Below are 17,101 nucleotides of genomic sequence, written 5' to 3'. Positions count from 1 at the left end.
CGTTGAGCTAAAACATACGATTGAAGTGTGAGTTTAGAGGGTGTTACAATGCAAGGCGGAATTAATGGAATTAGTTCTAATTATCTGAGTAATAGTTATGGTGATGATTTATCAGAGCTTATAGATAATTCATATTATGATCCTTCACCTTCTGATGAACTTGACCTTATAGATGAAGAAGAATGTAATTACTCAATAAATTTAGTTGATAACAAAAAGGTTGATAAACTTCCACAACAAGAGAGTCTGTATCAGCAAAATACTACTATTAAAATATTTATTAATTACTTTAACTTAGGAGTTGATCGTCGTCAACGAGGAGATCATCAAGGTGCAATTATGGCTTGGAATGAAGCATTAAATCTTAATCCTAATAATGCCCATACTTATTACTATAGAGGTATAACTAAAGCTGAAATAGGCAATTATGATGGTGCAGTTGAAGACTTAAAACAGACGATATACATAACTCCTAAATATTTAAATGCTATACGTCAGCTAGAAAAAATTCGTCAAGATTTCTTAGGAGGCGATAGTACAGTTTTACAACTCAAATTCAATAACCCTACTCAGCATTATCAGCGTGGAAGAGTTCGTTTACATTTTGGAGAGTATCAAGAAGCAATTAAAGAGTTTAACCAAGCATTACAAATTAATCCTAACCTGGTTGCAGCATACTACAGTCGAGGAAAAAGTTACTATAAATTAAAAAAAAAGGAAGAAGCTATCAGAGATTTTCAAACATCTGCAAAACTTTTTTGTGAAAATAACCAACCTGACAAACTGGCTAAATGGACTCCATTTGAGTTAGGGGAATCAAATCGAGAAGAAGCAATTTCTTATCTTATTCCATATCTCTCTAAAAAAAGCTCCTATGACGAAAAAAGATTAGCCGCTTCAGCTATACATAAACTTGCCAAGAATTATAAAAATATCTGCGCTTTAGTTATTCGTCTTTTATTAGATAATCTAACTTACCCTGCACCACAAGTTAGGCAATACGCTTTAAAAGCTCTTTCTCTAATCAACCTGCCTAAATATGCATTTCCAATAATTCAAGAAATTGCTCATAGCGATCCAAAAAGCTATAACAGAAATTTAGCAAAAGCTATATTAGAAAAATTTAACTCTGTTCCTAATCGAGAATTTAAACATTCTGATAAATCTAAACCTGATAATAAGTATTTATCAGAAATAAATTTTTTTAATGCTGAGGAAATTGATAATTCTTATAACCAAGGCTATTTTTCTGAAGAGGCTTATGATACATCTATGGATTACGGCTATCTGAATGACCTCAGCAATCCAGAGGATTATCTTTACAATTATTGATTATTGATAATAGTAAGGGCGTTCGTCTAAGTAACGCCTCTATATCAATCAAAGTCTGCTAGCTAATCCCAAATCTACGCCACGACAGCTTCTTTCGCAGCGTACAATACCTCAGCGTTGATTTCCTTGAAACCGCGATCGCGGGCAAATTTCTCAGTGCTACACTAGATTTATATTCTCTTCGTTCTTTACAGCTTGGGGACGTTGTAACAGCACGTTTTCCTCAACAAAACTCTTTCAATGTATGATTTTCCTCAGTTATTATTCAGGCCTTGTATTCCTTTCTATACGGCTTAATAGGTCAATGATTGCTATTAAAGCTGCTGTCAGAATATATATAATAATACAGGGAATAATCACATAAATTAAAGGTAATAAAATAAATATATTAGTTCCACCAAAACTTAAAGCTCGACCAAATATTGAAAATATTATAATAAAAAAAATGACTACAATAAAAAAGCCGACAAACTGAAGTATCTTGAGTGTAGTAACTAATCTGGTGTACAGTCTATTTTCGTTCAATCTGCTGGATAATTGATTATTGTTCATAAATACACCATTTTTAATAAATTAGTTTATGCAAAAAACATTATTTTATAATAAGTAGAAGAGTGTTTATTTGAAAAAACACTCTTCTATGGAATTCTAGCTATCAGTTTTATAGCTGATCGCTGAATTATTATTAAGCTCCAACAGCTTCCTTCGCAGCGTACAATACCTCAGCATTGATTTCTTTGAAACCGCGATCGCGGGCAAATTTCTCAGTATTACGCTTCACTTTGCCGCGCACAAATCCAGGAATCTTATTCAATTCTGCTTGACCATCTTTTGTCCAATTCAAATCAGAATCAGCAGAAATTCCTCTAGTAATAACTTCTTTGGTATCGTGACCGCCAAAGATTTCTAAGAGGTGATCTTCCATTCCCAAAGTGAAAGAATTGTAGATCAAATCTGTAATCTGATTCGTGCCTTCGTAACCCATAAATGGTTTGTAACCAATAGGGAAGTTTTGGACGTGGATGGGTGCAGCAATTACACCGCAAGGAATATCTAAGCGCTTACCAACATGGCGTTCCATTTGCGTGCCGAAAATGGCAGAGGGTTCGACACGAGCGATCGCATCCCCAATTACACCATGATCGTCTGTAATCAGCACTTCATCGCAATATTCACTAACCTGTTCGCGGAACCAATCTGCATCATATTTACAGTAGGTTCCAGCCCAAACAACATGAATTCCCATTTCTCGCGCCAGAATCTTGGTAATAGCGGCGGCGTGGGTATTGTCACCAAAGACTACAGCTTTTTTGCCAGTCAAGTTTTGACAGTCAATCGAACGGGAGAACCAAGCAGCCTGAGAGACATGTAAGGTTTGCTCATTGATGAAGTCTTCATAGTCAACTTCTGCGCCTTGAGCGTTAATTACCTGCTGAATCTTGCGAATACAACGGGCAGTTTCCACTACGCCCATTGGAGTAATGTCTATATAAGGTGTGCCAAATTGTTCTTCCAAGTAACGGGCTGTGGTCAAACCGAGTTCGCGGTAAGGTACTAAGTTAAACCAGGCTTGGGACATCTTCTTCAAGTCATTCACCGAAGCACCTTCGGGAATTAAGGTATTTACCTCAATCCCCAAGTCAGCCATCAGTCGTTTGAGTTCGGTGCAGTCGTGGTTGTTGTGGAAACCGAGGGTGGTAGTACCGATAATGTTAACTGAGGGTCTTGCTGTTTTGCCCTCTGCCAATTCGCCCCGCTTCCGGGCTTTTTCAATGTAGTATTGGACAATTTGATCCAAAGTGCGATCGGCGGCTTGCAGTTCGTTGTAGCGGTAGTGGTTCACATCCGCCAGCATTACATCACCTTTCGCTTCCAACTGCGCCCGTTCGACAAAGTTGTGCAGATCCTCTTGCAAAATGCTGGAGGTGCAGGTGGGAGTTAACACAATCAAATCTGGGTGTTCCTCAGCATCCTTGCGGGTGATGTTATCTACCACCTTTTCTTGGGAACCGCGTGCTAAAACGTTGCGATCGACGACACTGGTTGTCACCGGAGTAAAATCTCTCTCCCGCGATAGCATAGAGCGCATGACGTTGAAGTAATCATCGCCAAGTGGGGCGTGCATGATCGCATGAACATTTTTAAAAGAACTAGCGATTCGCAGAGTGCCGATGTGGGCTGGACCAGCATACATCCAGTAAGCCAATTTCATGTTTGTGTCTCCCTTTTAAACTCAAATAACTAAGTAAATGGGCGTAAAAAATATAAGATAGAGTTTACCATCAACCCCTTTGGTGCGTAGTTTACCGCCGTAGGCATCGCCCAGTGTGCCGTTGGTAGAGAAGGGGAGAGGTTTGGAGAGAGGTATTATCTTTAATTCAGCCCATTTACTTATAACTGCTTGATTATTAAATCGTTTCTGATTTTCTCAAACCTGCTGGCTGAAAAAAAATAAGGTTTGTTGCGGGTTTTAGGGGAGGCGATATGGCTGAAATCTATTTACTGCTTGGGATACAGCTATCAATTTCAACAACATTGCTGGTGATTTTGTAAAAAAATCTTAATGTTTCAGTAAATTAGACCTAACAAGAACAGCCCCTTCCCTACTAGCCTTGGAGAGTAAAATTCAAAGCCTCTCTCCTTTTAGGAGAGAGGTCATAAGTCCCTCATTCCCTACTCAGCAGCGTTTTTACCTAATTCGCTAAGATGTACACAAGCTCATTTTCACAACAATTATGGTGAAATATGGTGAAAACACCCTCCCAGCTTTGGACAATTCCTCCTTTGGAAAATGGCGACAAACTCACCCGCTACGAATTTGAGCGTCGCTACAATGCCACCCCTAACCTGAAAAAAGCTGAATTAATCGAAGGGATTGTCTATATTATGCCTGCTGCTTTGCGTTTCCGAAGTCACGGTCAACCGCATGGTTGGATTTTGACATGCCTTGGTACTTACGAAGCTGCGACTCCTGGTGTAGCGTTGGGAGTTGAACCTACCGTCCGCTTAGACTTAGATAACGAACCTCAACCCGATATTGTTCTGTTGATTGAACCGGAAGCAGGTGGTCAAACGCGGCTGAGTGAAGATGATTATATTGAAGGTGCGCCAGAGTTAGTTGTGGAAATTGCTGCTAGTAGTGCGACTATCGATCTTCATAGCAAAAAACAGGCTTATCGTCGCAATGGTGTCAAAGAATATATTGTTTGGCAAGTTTTAGACCAAAAATTGACTTGGTTTTCTCTAGAACAGGGTGAATATCTAGAATTAGTACCTGACAATGAAGGTATTTTGCGAAGTCGGGTATTTCCAGGGTTGTGGTTAGCGGCGACGGAGTTATTAGCAGGTAATATGCAGGGTGTGTTGAAGGTTTTACAAGCAGGTTTGCAGTCTGCTGAACATGAAGATTTTATCAAGAAATTGGGTAGTGATTAACCTCTTATAAATAGGGAAAGTATCTTATACCAATTATGTTTGCACATAAAATTCCCCTGCTTTAGTATGTATAGTTAATTCAGCAGAAATTTCAGGGTTTTTGGCAGCCGTCATCATAATTAATGACTTTTGTTATTACATCTAGTGTAATAGTAAGAATTCAGTCCTAATTTTGTTCGCGTAGCATCTCGTCAGAGAGGACTAAAGTCCTCACTACAAACCATGAAGATTTTGATGATAATTATATTATTTGAATCATCCACTTTTTCAAGAGGAAAAATGCTGTTTCACCACATCTAAGCGGGAACAGTTCCAATAATCGATATGGGAAATAATCAAACCATCAGAGTTAAGACCTAATTCACTCCAACCAGGAATAGAGATCCGTGGTTTCCAGGGGAGAGGAGTATTCCAACTAAGTGTCCACTCAGTTTTGATTGTGTCTCCTAAACGTTGAATATTATGTAAGTCCATCTTGGGATTTAAAAACCAAGTTTCGATAAAATTAATCATTGCTTTGTAACGTTTAACACCACGGAATTTATTCATCGGGTCTTGAAAATAAACCTCTGGGGCATAAATGCTGTAAGTTTGATTGACTGGGAATCTTTGATAGTCTTCTTTGAGGATTTCAACGAGATTCATGATAGATAAATATATCTGTAAATTGGTTGAATATGAAAACTGAAAAACTGAAATTAACTCTCATTCCATAAACGTTCTAACTGACGCCGCCAAGCAGTTAAGACTTCTTCTCGTCCTTGTGAAGTTTGATTGATTTCGCCCATCATTCCTTCGGCGTAAAAACGTTCTAAGCTTTGCATGGTAGCTTGCAGAGATTGTCCTTGCTGTTTTGCTGCCTGAATAATTTGCCGGATGCGGCTTTCAATTAGTTGATTAAAGACATTATCTAATCTAGCCTGATGGAGAGATAAAAGTCGGTTGATTGCATTGGATAAATCTGCACTCACTAAAGTATCACTGTGATGTTGAAATACCCCCCAAATTACTCTTTCATACAAAGCGTAACGTACTTCTTGAGTGTCATCAAAGTTGGCTTCTAGGAACTGTTCTAAAAATGGTTGGGCTTCTTGGATGGGCAGAATAGGCAGTAAAACTCGCAGCCAAGTATTATCTTCGGAAAGCAGCACCAACAGCCGAAAAGTAAGAGTGTCTACTTGCCACGATCCAGGAGCAGTCGTAGTAACAGCCGATGTGTCAAATAATTCTGTAAGCGTAGCCGCAATTTCTTCAGGTGTCATAACTTTTTATTTATATATAGCCTCTAGATTAGCGCAGAGGTGCATCAACATATTCACTAGAAAGCTCGATCCAGTCTGAAAACGCAGTGAGGGCGCACAGCTAGCTGTACGCCCCTACGAATGAATGTATTCCACTGAATTGAAATATCTGATTTAAATAAGCGAATTGCTCAAAAACACGATACCGATCGCACACAAAGCGAAACCAGCAAGGCTGATTTTCCAGGGTAAAATTCGGTTTATCTCTCCCATACCCATCCCAACACCAATTTCTCTAGCACTCATGGCAACGGCAAACAGAGTTAAGGCAATACCTAGTATATAGGCAACTACTGAGATTGTTCCTGCACTAACAATAGATTCAGCATTAGCGTAACCCTGAAATAAACCAGCACTGATGCCCACCAGAGCAAGCACCAGAAAGTTTAGTTGATTTGGCATCATCAGCATAGTACCAAAAACGATGGTAGAAATGGCGATGGCTGCGCCCGCCGAAGGCATCGCTATTTCTGTGCCTGGTAAATCTAGCTGAAATATATGAATTACAATGCCTAAAACTGTTGCCAAGACAAAACATCCAGCGATCGCAGCGCCACGAACAAACACAGATGAGAGTAAGCCAATCGCAACAATACCAACTAAACAATTTAAACTAATTACTGGATCTGCCAATCCCCAGACAAAGGCTTCCCAGCCGTTAGAGATGTTATGGTCAAATGGTGTTCCACTCAATGAACTCAGTAAGCTAATTAAAATTAAAGCTGCGATCGCCCCAATATGGCGATCCATGAACTTTGAGGTCTTAAGTTCCCCCCAAGTATGGGATTGTGATAATTGAGTCTTGAACATCGCTATATACCAAATTAGTTTTTAGGTAATTTATACTACCCATCTACCCCAAAAAACTAACGTGCTAATCATGCTAAATTACACTAGTACAGCATGACGTAAATAAACATACCATTTTAAATGGCGCAAGAGCTTGGAATATAATTCTTTTGACTTTTGACTTTTGACTAAAAACTTTCTTTTATCCTCTTAAGCATACAATAGACTATTTCGATATCTTTCTGACGATATGCTCAACTAAATTTTGAATCATTTCGGCATCTGTTTCACTTAAACTTTCTAACTCAATTCTGTTGTTTTCTTGTGGCGTACTAGAGTCGCTACTATATATACGACGACTCAAGCCTACAGGACTATTACCATAAAGTGTTGTATAGAATACACACGCTGCTACATACGATCCAATCGGATTAGGGTGGCTTCGATCCGAACTATAAAGGTTTAATTTTAGATTCGCTTCCTGGATTTTTTGCCAAGCTATTCCCACAGGTGCAACTTTAGCTTTTAGTTCTTGAGCAATGTTCATGTAAGCATCAGTCAATATCTGTTGCGTTTCTGGTTGGTTTTGCTTTGCCCAAGTTAAGTAAAACACTGTTTGAGAATTCACTAGCTTAATCTCGGCATCAAACAGAGTAGCGTACTTGTACATTTCCTGGGGATTAGTAATTGGTAAAGTACTTTGTTCTTGCAGTACTACGTAATCCCAGTGTTTTGCTTTCAAAAGCTTGAGTGCTTTACCACGTTTCCAGTGGTTTTGAAGTGTCGCTCCACCAATCACAACCATTTCAGTTTCTAACTTTTTAGTTCCTTTTGCTGAAACAGCTAACTGTTGTGTCAACCAAGGAAGATCGTTGAAATATGTATAACTGTTGCCAATAAATAAAACTCTGATTGCCTGCTGTTCGGCTACTGTAAAAGGATTTTCTTGAATCTGCCTTTCTAGTATTTTAAACAAGACAATCATCATCAAGAGGAATAAACATACATATACGATCTTGGTGTTGCTCATCATCTTTACCCGTAACTCTTGTAATTTTGGCAGACTATGAACTTTTATAAAAAATTGGCTGACTCTGCATAAAACTTGTGCGTCCAAAGTAGAGTAAACAGGTACTAGCTTGATGAAGATGAATTGTCATTTACTCGATCTGTTATTGCCTAACCCTTGTTTAGAAACTACTGCTTATAAATTTAGAAAATTCTTCTTCAAAGAGCAAGACTTTCACAGGTTAAAACTTCAACACACACAATTGCGGAAAATTATATTATGCCTAGACTAATTGTTTCTTTACCCTCATTCATAGGCACTTCTGGTTCCGATCTAGTGCTGGGACAAGAGGATAATGCATTATTGCCAACAATTCCAGCAATTGGAATTGAGGTTCTAAAAAACGGAGTCATTGATACTCAAGCAGGTAAGGATACGATCTCTGGCACAGGCACTGGTGGCGGTAACGGCTTTGATGCAAGCACAGGCACTGGTATTGCTAACAGTGGCATTATCAATGCGGGGAGTGGAGACGATACGATCTCTGGCACAGGCACTGGTGGTTCTGGGTATAGAAGCAATGAACCTGGTATAGGTATCTCTAACACTCAGAGTGGTTACATTAATGGAGGAGACGGAAAAGATTTGATCGAGGGAACCGGAACCGGAGGTGACGGAAATATCGGAGCCATCACTATAGGCATCCAAAACACTCAGAATAGCCGCATTGATGGAGGATTTGGGAACGACTCTATCGAGGGAACTGGATCGGGAACGGATGCTATAGGAATCTCTAACACTGAGGGCAGCAACATTAATGGAGGAGAAGGGAACGATTCTATCAAGGGAACTGGAACTGGTGGAATTAGTAGTACTGGAGGAGAAGGTACAGGTATCTTCAACAGTGGTGGTAGCAACATTAATGGAGAGAAAGGAAACGATTCTATTGTTGGTATCGGCAATGGCAGTGATGCATATTTAGAACCTTTTAGATCATACGATGCGGGTAGGGGTATAGGCATCTCCAACAGCAAGGGTAGCACGATCGCTGTTGGGCAGGGAAACGACTATCTCTCTGGCACAGGCACAGGCGGTGAAGGGGTCTACGCTGATAACCCTTTTGGGAACGGCCCAGAGGAGCTTGCATCTGGTGTAGGTATAGGCATTGTTAACAGTGGCACAATCAATTTAGGCGATGGCAACGATACCCTCATTGGCACTGGCATTAGTCAAGGCGTAGGTATTCTTAATACTGATGGCATTATTTATCAAGGGGCAGGAGCTGATATCCTTACTGGCTATGGCACCAGCATTGGCATTCAAGGTGGCACCATTGATGGCGGAAATGGTAACGATTACTTCAAAGCTCGTCGAATTGATGCTAACGGTAATACTGTTTCCGATCAAGGGGGCGCTATTGCCGATGTCTTGATTAAGGGTGGAAGTGGAAATGACATATTTGATGTTGGTTACGGTAATGCCACAATCGATGGTGGATCGGGATCGGATAAGCTAATTCTGTCTGATTTCAAAAGTGATTACATTATTACAGGTACAGGCAGCCCCAACAATTACACCATTAAGCGTGATGAGTTCACCTTGAATGTCTTGAATGTTGAGGAAATTGCTTTCAGTGGCGTTCCTCTACAGCAAAATGTGCTTGGGACTGTGAATTAGGAATTTCCAACAAATAAATTATCCAATCTTGTGGAGTGGGATGAGGGCTTGATAACCGCAGCAGCCGGTTATCTCAAGTGCAACAAGAACACTTCACTTTTTGTAGTGTTAAAAATCACTCAAAGTTATACCATTTTAGATTTTAGATTTTGGATTGGGAATTGCCTTGGTGCGTCTGGCTTGGTGTGAATCCATTTGTCGTAATCATTTTTCAAATTGGTGTTAGCACACAAAAAGTAACACTCAAGCCTTGTAACGACTAGTGTCTTAAGATATAGATATTTGCTATGAGAATAAAAAATCTAATTGCTAGTAAATAGCTCCAATCGCAGTTTTTAGATAATTCAACAGATAATTCAACCATAGTGCATAGTAGCACAACTGCCCTATTGGGGATTGAAACAAAATCCCTCAATACTTTAGAGTTAATAATAAACTCAACTGCAAAGCGCGATCGCAATGACTGATAAAGAACTCAAACATCTAATTGAGAGTAATGCTAAAACAGTCCAAGCTATGTTAGATGAAATGGCGGAAGCACGTCAGGAACGCCAAGAACTCCGAGAAGGAATGCTCCAAATTCAGAATGCAGTCGCACAATTAACGAATATACAAGAGAGAATAACCAATTTACTAATTTCTATTGATGGCGATCGCCCCACAATTCTTAAAAAACTCTCAGCACTGGAAACTAAGCTTGATCAGTTATTGCAGCAAAACCCAACGGATGAGTTAGGGTAAATACTCATAAATAATGCCTAGACGTGTTGAAACAACATTTATTTTCGTCAAACAGTCGATAATGTAAATAAATGTAAAAAATTCTCAGTCAGGACAAAAGCATTTATGCGTGTAATTTTAATGACTGGTAAAGGCGGTGTGGGCAAAACTTCCGTCGCTGCTGCAACTGGACTGCGTTGTGCGGAACTAGGGTATCAGACGTTAGTTTTAAGTACAGATCCCGCCCACTCCCTCGCAGACAGTTTTGATATGGAACTGGGACACGCACCCCAAAAAATTCGCCCAAATCTCTGGGGTGCTGAACTGGATGCACTGCAAGAACTGGAGGGAAACTGGGGTGCTGTGAAACGTTATATTACCCAAGTTTTACAGGCAAGGGGTTTAGATGGCGTACAAGCGGAGGAATTGGCGATTTTACCAGGCATGGATGAGATTTTTGGCTTGGTAAGGATGAAGCGCCATTACGATGAAGGTGAGTTTGATGTCTTAATTATTGACTCAGCCCCCACTGGCACAGCATTGCGCTTGCTGAGTTTACCTGAAGTCGGTGGCTGGTATATGCGCCGTTTTTACAAACCATTTCAAAACATCTCGGTAGCACTTCGACCATTGGTTGAACCTTTGTTTAGACCAATTGCCGGTTTTTCGCTACCTGATAAAGAAGTAATGGATGCACCTTATGAGTTTTATGAACAAATTGAAGCTTTGGAAAAAGTATTAACAGATAATACTCAAACCTCAGTGCGTCTTGTCACTAATCCCGAAAAAATGGTGATTAAAGAGTCTCTCCGTGCCCATGCTTATCTGAGTTTATATAACGTTGCAACAGATTTAGTCGTGGCTAATCGGATTATTCCCAATGAAGTCCAAGACCCATTTTTTCAACGTTGGAAGGAAAGTCAGGAGCAATATCGCCGAGAAATTCATGATGATTTTCACCCTCTACCTGTGAAAGAAGTTCCCCTATTTTCTGAGGAAATGTGTGGATTGGCTTCATTAGAACGCCTGAAAGAAACTCTTTATAAAGATGAAGATCCAACTCAGGTTTATTACAAAGAAACAACTCTTAGAGTAGTGCAAGAAGAAAACCAATACAGCTTAGAACTTTACTTACCTGGTATTCCTAAAGACCAAGTTCAACTAAGTAAAACTGGAGACGAATTAAACATTACTATTGGCAACCATCGTCGTAACTTAGTTTTGCCACAAGCCTTAGCAGCACTACAACCAGGCGGAGCAAAGATGGAAAATGACTATCTAAAAATCCGCTTTGCTGACAACACAAGAGTTTAATTTTGTTGGACTTTACTCTGTCAACAAAAAGTTAAAACTAAAAAGCAAGAATTTTCTCTTGTAACTAGTACAGACGCCATCTTTTTAGCGTCTGTTTTTATGATTTTTTGGTAAATTTTAATAAAAGCTAAAAAAATATTTTTATTAATGATTTGACCGTAGTTTTACTGAAGACAAATTGATGAAATAAATTTCACAATGTCTTTAGATTTAATTATGCCAGTTTTCAAATTATTAATTTATTTTGCTATAACAATGACTTCCAATCCCCAACAAGATTTACCCTTATGTCGCGATGAAGAAAGTTTACTACGCCGCATTACAAATCGTATCCGACGCAGCTTAGAGTTAGAAGAAATTATCACAGTGACAACAACAGAAGTGCGATCGCTATTAAAAACCGATCGAGTGATGATTTACAAATTTCATCCTGATGGTAGTGGTCAAGTGATTGCTGAATCAATTAATAAAAATTGTTTGCCGTCGCTACTGGGGTTAAATTTTCCCTCCGATGATATTCCATCTTATGCCCGCGAACTATTTATCAAATCACGCGTGCGTTCTGTTGTGAATGTTGAGACTAAAGAGATTGGTCAAATTCACCTGCGTGACTTGGATAATGGAGATATTTCAGAGGAGATCCGTTACCGCCCTGTAGACCCCTGCCATATTGAATATTTGACGGCAATGGGGGTAAAATCCTCTGTAGTAGCGCCTATTCTTTATCAAGATCGACTTTGGGGACTGCTGGTGTCTCATAATTCCCAAGCGCGTTTGATTTCAGAATATGAGCTAGAAGCCATACAAGTGGTAGTCGAGCAGCTGTCAATGGCGATAGCTCAAAGTACCCTTCACACTCAAGTTCGCAAAACAGCCGAGCGAGAAGCGATCGTTAACCGCATTGCTACCCTATTACATTCACTGCCGACGATTGTCTTACAGCCAGCCCTAGAAGCGGCTGTTGCTGCCTTTAATGGTATTGGTGGCAGGCTTTGTATTAGAAATGAAGCTTTTGATTTCCATAATGGCAACGTCACCAGCTTAACAGAATGCTTAATACCAGGAAATACTTGTATAAAGCTTTATATCTGTGGAGAGCAACCTGTAATGCCAGAACAAACTATATATCCACTGATCGAACAGTATAGTATCTGGCAGGAACACTACAAGTCTACTAACTACGATGTTTGGGCAATTTCAGATATATATAACACTCCTGGCTTGCGAAGTTTGCAAGTTGCTTTTCAACCAACTAAAATTCGCAGCATATTAATGATTCCACTCCAGTATCGTCAGCAGTTGTTGGGCTACTTAAGTATTTTCCGCAATGAGATAGACACAGAAACTTTATGGGCGGGACAGCATGAGGGCGATCAAAGGCAACAGTATCCCCGGCGATCCTTTGAGGTTTGGCGCGAATCTAAAACAGCACAAGCTCAAAAATGGACAATTGAAGAGATTGAACTGGCTAGAAACCTCAGTAAACACTTCGCTTCCGCAGTTCAGCAGTATGAACTACACCAACAAGTCCAAGTCTTCAATGAAAATTTAGAAAAACAAGTTAGAAGGCGCACCGCTGAGTTACAAAGGACAGCTGAACAAGAACAGGCTGTGTTTAAAGTTATTGCCGAGATTCGAGAATCTTTGGACACAAATACGATTTTTCAGACCACAACTAAAGAAGTTTGTCAATTAATCAAAGCCGATCGCGTTTCTGTTTATCGTTTTGATTCTAATTGGGGTGGTGAATTTGTCGGAGATTTCGAGGCTGCTAGTCCATACTGGTCGAATGAGTCCGAACTAGGTGTTAATACAATTTGGAATGATAGCTACTTACAAGATACACAGGGAGGGCGTTACCGCCACAATGAAACATTTGCAGTCGATGACATCTACAAAATGGGGTTTACTCAGTGTCATATCGACAATCTAGAGCAGTTTCAAATTTACGCTTTTGTGCTTGCGCCGATTTTTGTTGGTCAAAAACTTTGGGGTTTGCTGGCAACTTATCAACACACTGGCCCTCGGCAATGGAAAACTTCTGAAGTTAACTTCCTCAGTCAGATTGCCGCCCAAATGGGCGTAGCACTCCAGCAAGCTGATTTACTCTCTCAGACACAACAACAGACATTAGATTTGCAACAAGCAGCAGAACAACAACGGGTATTGTTTGAAGTTGTGGCAAAAGTTAGAGAATCTCTCGATCTAGATGCGATTTTTCAGGCAACTACCCAAGAAATTTGTAAATCACTACAAGCGGATCGAGTTGCAGTCTACCGCTTCCAGGCTGATTGGAGTGGTGAATATATTGCCGAGTTTGTGGGCGATAACTGGTTAAAGTTAGTAAATTCTGATACAAATACAGTTTGGCAAGATAGCTATTTACAAGAAACCCAAGGTGGGCGATATCGTCACAATGAAACTTTTGCAGTTGATGATATCTATGAAGTTGGCCACTCTCAATGCCACGTTGCAGTTCTAGAGCAAATTCAAGCAAGAGCTTATGCGATCGCACCTATATTTATCGGGCAACAGCTATGGGGCTTATTAGCAGCTTACCAAAATTCTGCACCCCGCCATTGGGAAGCTTCAGAAATTAAATTTATTACTCAAATTGCCAATCAGCTTGGGGTTGCACTCCAACAAGCCCAATTGCATAATCAAACCAAAGAGCAGACGCAAAAGCTAGCTCAAGCTTTGCATGATTTACAGCAAACTCAAACCCAACTGATCCAAACTGAGAAAATGTCTTCATTAGGTCAATTGGTAGCTGGTGTGGCTCACGAAATTAATAATCCCGTAAACTTCATTTATGGCAACATCAATCATGTCAACGATTACACCCAAGATTTACTCAGTATTCTAGAACTCTATTTACACAATACTCCCAACCCTAGTCCTGAAATTCGCGATCGCGCCTTCGAGATCGACTTAGAATTTATCATAGAAGATTTGCCCAAAACTCTATCTTCGATGAAAATTGGGGTCGATCGCATCCGGCAGATTGTCTTGGGTTTACGGAATTTCTCTCGTCTTGACGAGGCAGAAAAAAAACCAGTTGATATTCATGAAGGTATTGATAGTACCTTGCTAATTTTGCAGCATCGCTTGAAAGCAAAACCAGAAAGTCCGGCGATTAAATTAGTCAAAGAATACAGCAACCTTCCTTTAGTAGAGTGCTATGCCGGGCCGCTAAATCAAGTATTCATGAATGTTTTAAGCAATGCGATCGATGCTTTAGAAGATTACACAGAATCTCAATCAAAACCTCATAGCAGTCAAATTACTATCCGTACTGCTTTTGGAGAACTTGAAGGCAATATCAAGAGTGTAGTAGTTCGGATTGCAGACAATGGGCCAGGAATACCCGAAGCTCTCAGAGCAAGAATCTGCGATCCCTTTTTCACAACTAAGCCAGTGGGAAAAGGCACTGGTTTGGGATTATCAATTAGTTATCAGATTGTTGTAGATAAACACGGTGGTGTTTTTAAATGTGATTCTCAACCGGGGTTAGGTACAGAATTTTGGATTGAAATTCCAATTAAACAAATCAATTAATCATAGAAACAAAAAATCAACTTGCATAGTGCAGATTATTCCTGGTTTGGAAATAGAAGAATGCAAAGTTATGTAATAATTTTGATTTTCTGCAAAAAATTTGAGTTTTGGGGTGAAAGCATAGTAGCTTGATTGACAAGTGATAGATAGCTAGTAACCTGATTTATACTTGACTAGGGTTTAACGGTTAGGAGCATACATAATTATGAATTCGATAAATCCCTCTGAAAACGTCATTAGTTGTTTGCAGACTATCTTAGATGCCACCTCTACGGGAAATTACGATCTTTTTCTTACAGTAGGTGATTCAGACTACAGAGCTGATATTACCAAAGAAAATTTTGACCAAGTTAGTTCCCCACTAATTGCACGTATGTCTGAGGGCTATACAACTACTTACTTCGGTCATCTCAAACAAGGAGAAACTCAGACCTATTTGTGGAAGCTGAGTTTTGCTGATGATGGACATGAATTTATAGTACGTATGGGGATGAAGGGGGACAAAGTTAATCTGATATGGATTACTTAATATATATGCATATCTGCTGTGAAAACAAAAATACGCTGTAGGGTAGCAATGATGTGCTACCTTACAATTTTTTTTAACTTCTAAGTTGCACAGGCATAGCTAAATAGGTCATTTTCAAAGCACCCAATGGTGTAAAAATCACTGGAGTTAGGCTTTGATTTAAATGCATTTGAATTTCGGAAGATGGTAACTCTTTCAAGCCTTCCATCAAATATTTAATGTTAAAGGCAATCTCGATATTTTCACCAGAAATTTGTGCCGGCATTGACTCTCTACCACTGCCTACATCTTGAGCCTCACAAGATAAAGTAATTTCTTGAGCTGCGCTATCAATACTGAGTTTAACAATATTATTTTTCTGATCGGCTAACACAGCAATCCGCTCCAAAGTGCTGATAAATTGTCGCCGTTCGATTGTTACTTGTCGCTCAAATTGGCGCGGAATTAATTGTCGATAAGTAGGATATTGCCCTTCTAAGGTGCGACTAGTCAAGCGTTGATTTTGCCATGCAAATACAACTTGACCTCGATCGAAATATAAAGCTACAGGTTCATCTGATGAGGCGCTATGAGCTAACATTCGTTGAAGTTCGCGTAATGCTCTAGCTGGTACTGTCACTTCTACTTGACTAGTTCCGCCTAAAGGACGCTCGTTGCTAGTTTCTACGACTGCGAGGCGATGTCCGTCTGTAGCTGCAAATTCTAGGGTGTCTTGTTTAACTGTTAAATGCACACCAGTGAGTACTTGCTTGGTTTCATCAGCACTGGTAGCAAACAATGAACCGCGTAATCCTTCAATTAATGCGGTGGTGGTGAGATGAATTACTTCTGTATTTTCAATTACAGGGAGTTCGGGAAATTCTTCCGGCCCCATTGCTCGGACTTGGTAATGTCCACTCTTGGGTGTGAGTGTGACAATTAAACCTTCTCCACCAGATGTTGCACCTGTCAAGGCTGATTCATCGTCTAAAGTGATTTCGCCTTCTGGAAGACGAGAGGTGATGTCTACAAGTAACTTAGCAGGAAGTGCGATCGCCCCACTTTCCCATACCTCTGCGTTAAAGCTGGTGCGGATTCCCAAGCTGAGATCGAAGGCTGTTAAGCTTACTTGGTTAGTTTGGGCATCCGCTTGTAACAGCACATTGGCAAGTACTGGATGAGTTGGTCGTGAAGGTACTGCACGACTAACGAGTGAGAGGTTTGTACTGAGATCGCTTTGGGAGCAAACTAATTTCATAAGTCAGATACAGCTTGTGAAAGATATCCTAACATCCTTATGTTTATAGGCGATCGCTATTTGTTTGATTAGCGCTTAGGCGTAGTCCGCCACAAGTATCGCTTCTACGCTTCAAACTGTAATAATTGAAACACTTGCAACAAATATTCTTCCATGTATAAGAAACCCTTAAGTATTTCCAAAAAATATATAAGCATTTG

The 17,101-nt window shown here is 40.0% G+C and carries 13 protein-coding genes; 7 read left to right on the top strand and 6 right to left on the bottom strand.

Annotated features, from left to right (window positions below):
• Nucleotides 1–48 precede the first annotated feature (48 nt).
• Nucleotides 49–1,332, top strand: coding sequence for a tetratricopeptide repeat protein (locus RMX89_RS03775; RefSeq protein ID WP_322687977.1), 1,284 nt, complete (start codon nucleotides 49–51; stop codon nucleotides 1,330–1,332).
• Nucleotides 1,333–2,017: 685 nt separating this feature from the next.
• Here RMX89_RS03775 and bchB read toward each other — a convergent pair.
• Nucleotides 2,018–3,544 carry a ferredoxin:protochlorophyllide reductase (ATP-dependent) subunit B gene (gene bchB / locus RMX89_RS03770; RefSeq protein ID WP_322672691.1) on the bottom strand — a complete coding sequence of 509 codons (1,527 nt, stop codon included), beginning with the start codon at nucleotides 3,542–3,544 and terminating at the stop codon, nucleotides 2,018–2,020.
• Between the two features lie 533 nt (nucleotides 3,545–4,077).
• Here bchB and RMX89_RS03765 point away from each other — a divergent pair.
• Nucleotides 4,078–4,767, top strand: a complete 690-nt coding sequence (locus tag RMX89_RS03765) for a Uma2 family endonuclease (RefSeq protein ID WP_322687976.1) — start codon at nucleotides 4,078–4,080, stop codon at nucleotides 4,765–4,767.
• A gap of 267 nt (nucleotides 4,768–5,034) precedes the next feature.
• Here RMX89_RS03765 and RMX89_RS03760 read toward each other — a convergent pair whose 3' ends face one another.
• The 4 genes from RMX89_RS03760 to RMX89_RS03745 form a co-directional block, all read right to left on the bottom strand.
• Nucleotides 5,035–5,412 carry a DUF2358 domain-containing protein gene (locus RMX89_RS03760; protein ID WP_322687975.1) on the bottom strand — a complete coding sequence of 126 codons (378 nt, stop codon included), beginning with the start codon at nucleotides 5,410–5,412 and terminating at the stop codon, nucleotides 5,035–5,037.
• A 53-nt stretch (nucleotides 5,413–5,465) separates the two neighbouring features.
• On the bottom strand, nucleotides 5,466–6,029 hold the full coding sequence (locus tag RMX89_RS03755; RefSeq protein ID WP_322687974.1) for a hypothetical protein: 564 nt from the start codon (nucleotides 6,027–6,029) through the stop codon (nucleotides 5,466–5,468).
• Nucleotides 6,030–6,182: 153 nt separating this feature from the next.
• Entirely contained in the window at nucleotides 6,183–6,878 is a 696-nt protein-coding gene (locus RMX89_RS03750) for a HupE/UreJ family protein (RefSeq protein ID WP_322687973.1), read from the bottom strand.
• Between the two features lie 205 nt (nucleotides 6,879–7,083).
• On the bottom strand, nucleotides 7,084–7,890 hold the full coding sequence (locus RMX89_RS03745; protein ID WP_322687972.1) for a DUF4886 domain-containing protein: 807 nt from the start codon (nucleotides 7,888–7,890) through the stop codon (nucleotides 7,084–7,086).
• Nucleotides 7,891–8,145: 255 nt separating this feature from the next.
• Between RMX89_RS03745 and RMX89_RS03740 the strand changes: the two genes are divergently transcribed.
• The 5 genes from RMX89_RS03740 to RMX89_RS03720 all read left to right on the top strand — a co-directional run bounded on the left by RMX89_RS03740 (nucleotide 8,146) and on the right by RMX89_RS03720 (nucleotide 15,664).
• A complete protein-coding gene (locus tag RMX89_RS03740) occupies nucleotides 8,146–9,543 on the top strand; it encodes a calcium-binding protein (protein ID WP_322687971.1) in 1,398 nt (465 codons plus the stop codon).
• Nucleotides 9,544–10,002: 459 nt separating this feature from the next.
• Nucleotides 10,003–10,284, top strand: coding sequence for a hypothetical protein (locus RMX89_RS03735; RefSeq protein ID WP_094350381.1), 282 nt, complete (start codon nucleotides 10,003–10,005; stop codon nucleotides 10,282–10,284).
• Nucleotides 10,285–10,389: 105 nt separating this feature from the next.
• Nucleotides 10,390–11,577 carry a TRC40/GET3/ArsA family transport-energizing ATPase gene (locus RMX89_RS03730; protein ID WP_322687970.1) on the top strand — a complete coding sequence of 396 codons (1,188 nt, stop codon included), beginning with the start codon at nucleotides 10,390–10,392 and terminating at the stop codon, nucleotides 11,575–11,577.
• Nucleotides 11,578–11,832: 255 nt separating this feature from the next.
• Nucleotides 11,833–15,135 carry a GAF domain-containing protein gene (locus RMX89_RS03725; protein ID WP_322687969.1) on the top strand — a complete coding sequence of 1,101 codons (3,303 nt, stop codon included), beginning with the start codon at nucleotides 11,833–11,835 and terminating at the stop codon, nucleotides 15,133–15,135.
• Between the two features lie 205 nt (nucleotides 15,136–15,340).
• Nucleotides 15,341–15,664, top strand: coding sequence for a hypothetical protein (locus tag RMX89_RS03720; RefSeq protein WP_322687968.1), 324 nt, complete (start codon nucleotides 15,341–15,343; stop codon nucleotides 15,662–15,664).
• 73 nt (nucleotides 15,665–15,737) lie between these two features.
• Here RMX89_RS03720 and dnaN read toward each other — a convergent pair whose 3' ends face one another.
• Nucleotides 15,738–16,901, bottom strand: a complete 1,164-nt coding sequence (gene dnaN / locus RMX89_RS03715; RefSeq protein ID WP_322687967.1) for a DNA polymerase III subunit beta — start codon at nucleotides 16,899–16,901, stop codon at nucleotides 15,738–15,740.
• Nucleotides 16,902–17,101 lie beyond the last annotated feature (200 nt).

Origin of the sequence: Nostoc sp. DedSLP04 (assembly GCF_034530775.1) — a bacterium.
Taxonomy (GTDB): domain Bacteria; phylum Cyanobacteriota; class Cyanobacteriia; order Cyanobacteriales; family Nostocaceae; genus Nostoc.
Note: the sequence above shows the minus strand (reverse complement) of the source record. Positions and strands in the feature narration are given on the sequence as shown.

Coding starts and splice junctions, on each gene's coding strand:
- RMX89_RS03775 (WP_322687977.1), top strand. CDS start 49: ATGCAAGGCGGAATTAATGGAATTAGTTCTAATTATCTGAGTAATAGT.
- bchB (WP_322672691.1), bottom strand. CDS start 3,544: ATGAAATTGGCTTACTGGATGTATGCTGGTCCAGCCCACATCGGCACT.
- RMX89_RS03765 (WP_322687976.1), top strand. CDS start 4,078: ATGGTGAAAACACCCTCCCAGCTTTGGACAATTCCTCCTTTGGAAAAT.
- RMX89_RS03760 (WP_322687975.1), bottom strand. CDS start 5,412: ATGAATCTCGTTGAAATCCTCAAAGAAGACTATCAAAGATTCCCAGTC.
- RMX89_RS03755 (WP_322687974.1), bottom strand. CDS start 6,029: ATGACACCTGAAGAAATTGCGGCTACGCTTACAGAATTATTTGACACA.
- RMX89_RS03750 (WP_322687973.1), bottom strand. CDS start 6,878: ATGTTCAAGACTCAATTATCACAATCCCATACTTGGGGGGAACTTAAG.
- RMX89_RS03745 (WP_322687972.1), bottom strand. CDS start 7,890: ATGATGAGCAACACCAAGATCGTATATGTATGTTTATTCCTCTTGATG.
- RMX89_RS03740 (WP_322687971.1), top strand. CDS start 8,146: ATGCCTAGACTAATTGTTTCTTTACCCTCATTCATAGGCACTTCTGGT.
- RMX89_RS03735 (WP_094350381.1), top strand. CDS start 10,003: ATGACTGATAAAGAACTCAAACATCTAATTGAGAGTAATGCTAAAACA.
- RMX89_RS03730 (WP_322687970.1), top strand. CDS start 10,390: ATGCGTGTAATTTTAATGACTGGTAAAGGCGGTGTGGGCAAAACTTCC.
- RMX89_RS03725 (WP_322687969.1), top strand. CDS start 11,833: ATGACTTCCAATCCCCAACAAGATTTACCCTTATGTCGCGATGAAGAA.
- RMX89_RS03720 (WP_322687968.1), top strand. CDS start 15,341: ATGAATTCGATAAATCCCTCTGAAAACGTCATTAGTTGTTTGCAGACT.
- dnaN (WP_322687967.1), bottom strand. CDS start 16,901: ATGAAATTAGTTTGCTCCCAAAGCGATCTCAGTACAAACCTCTCACTC.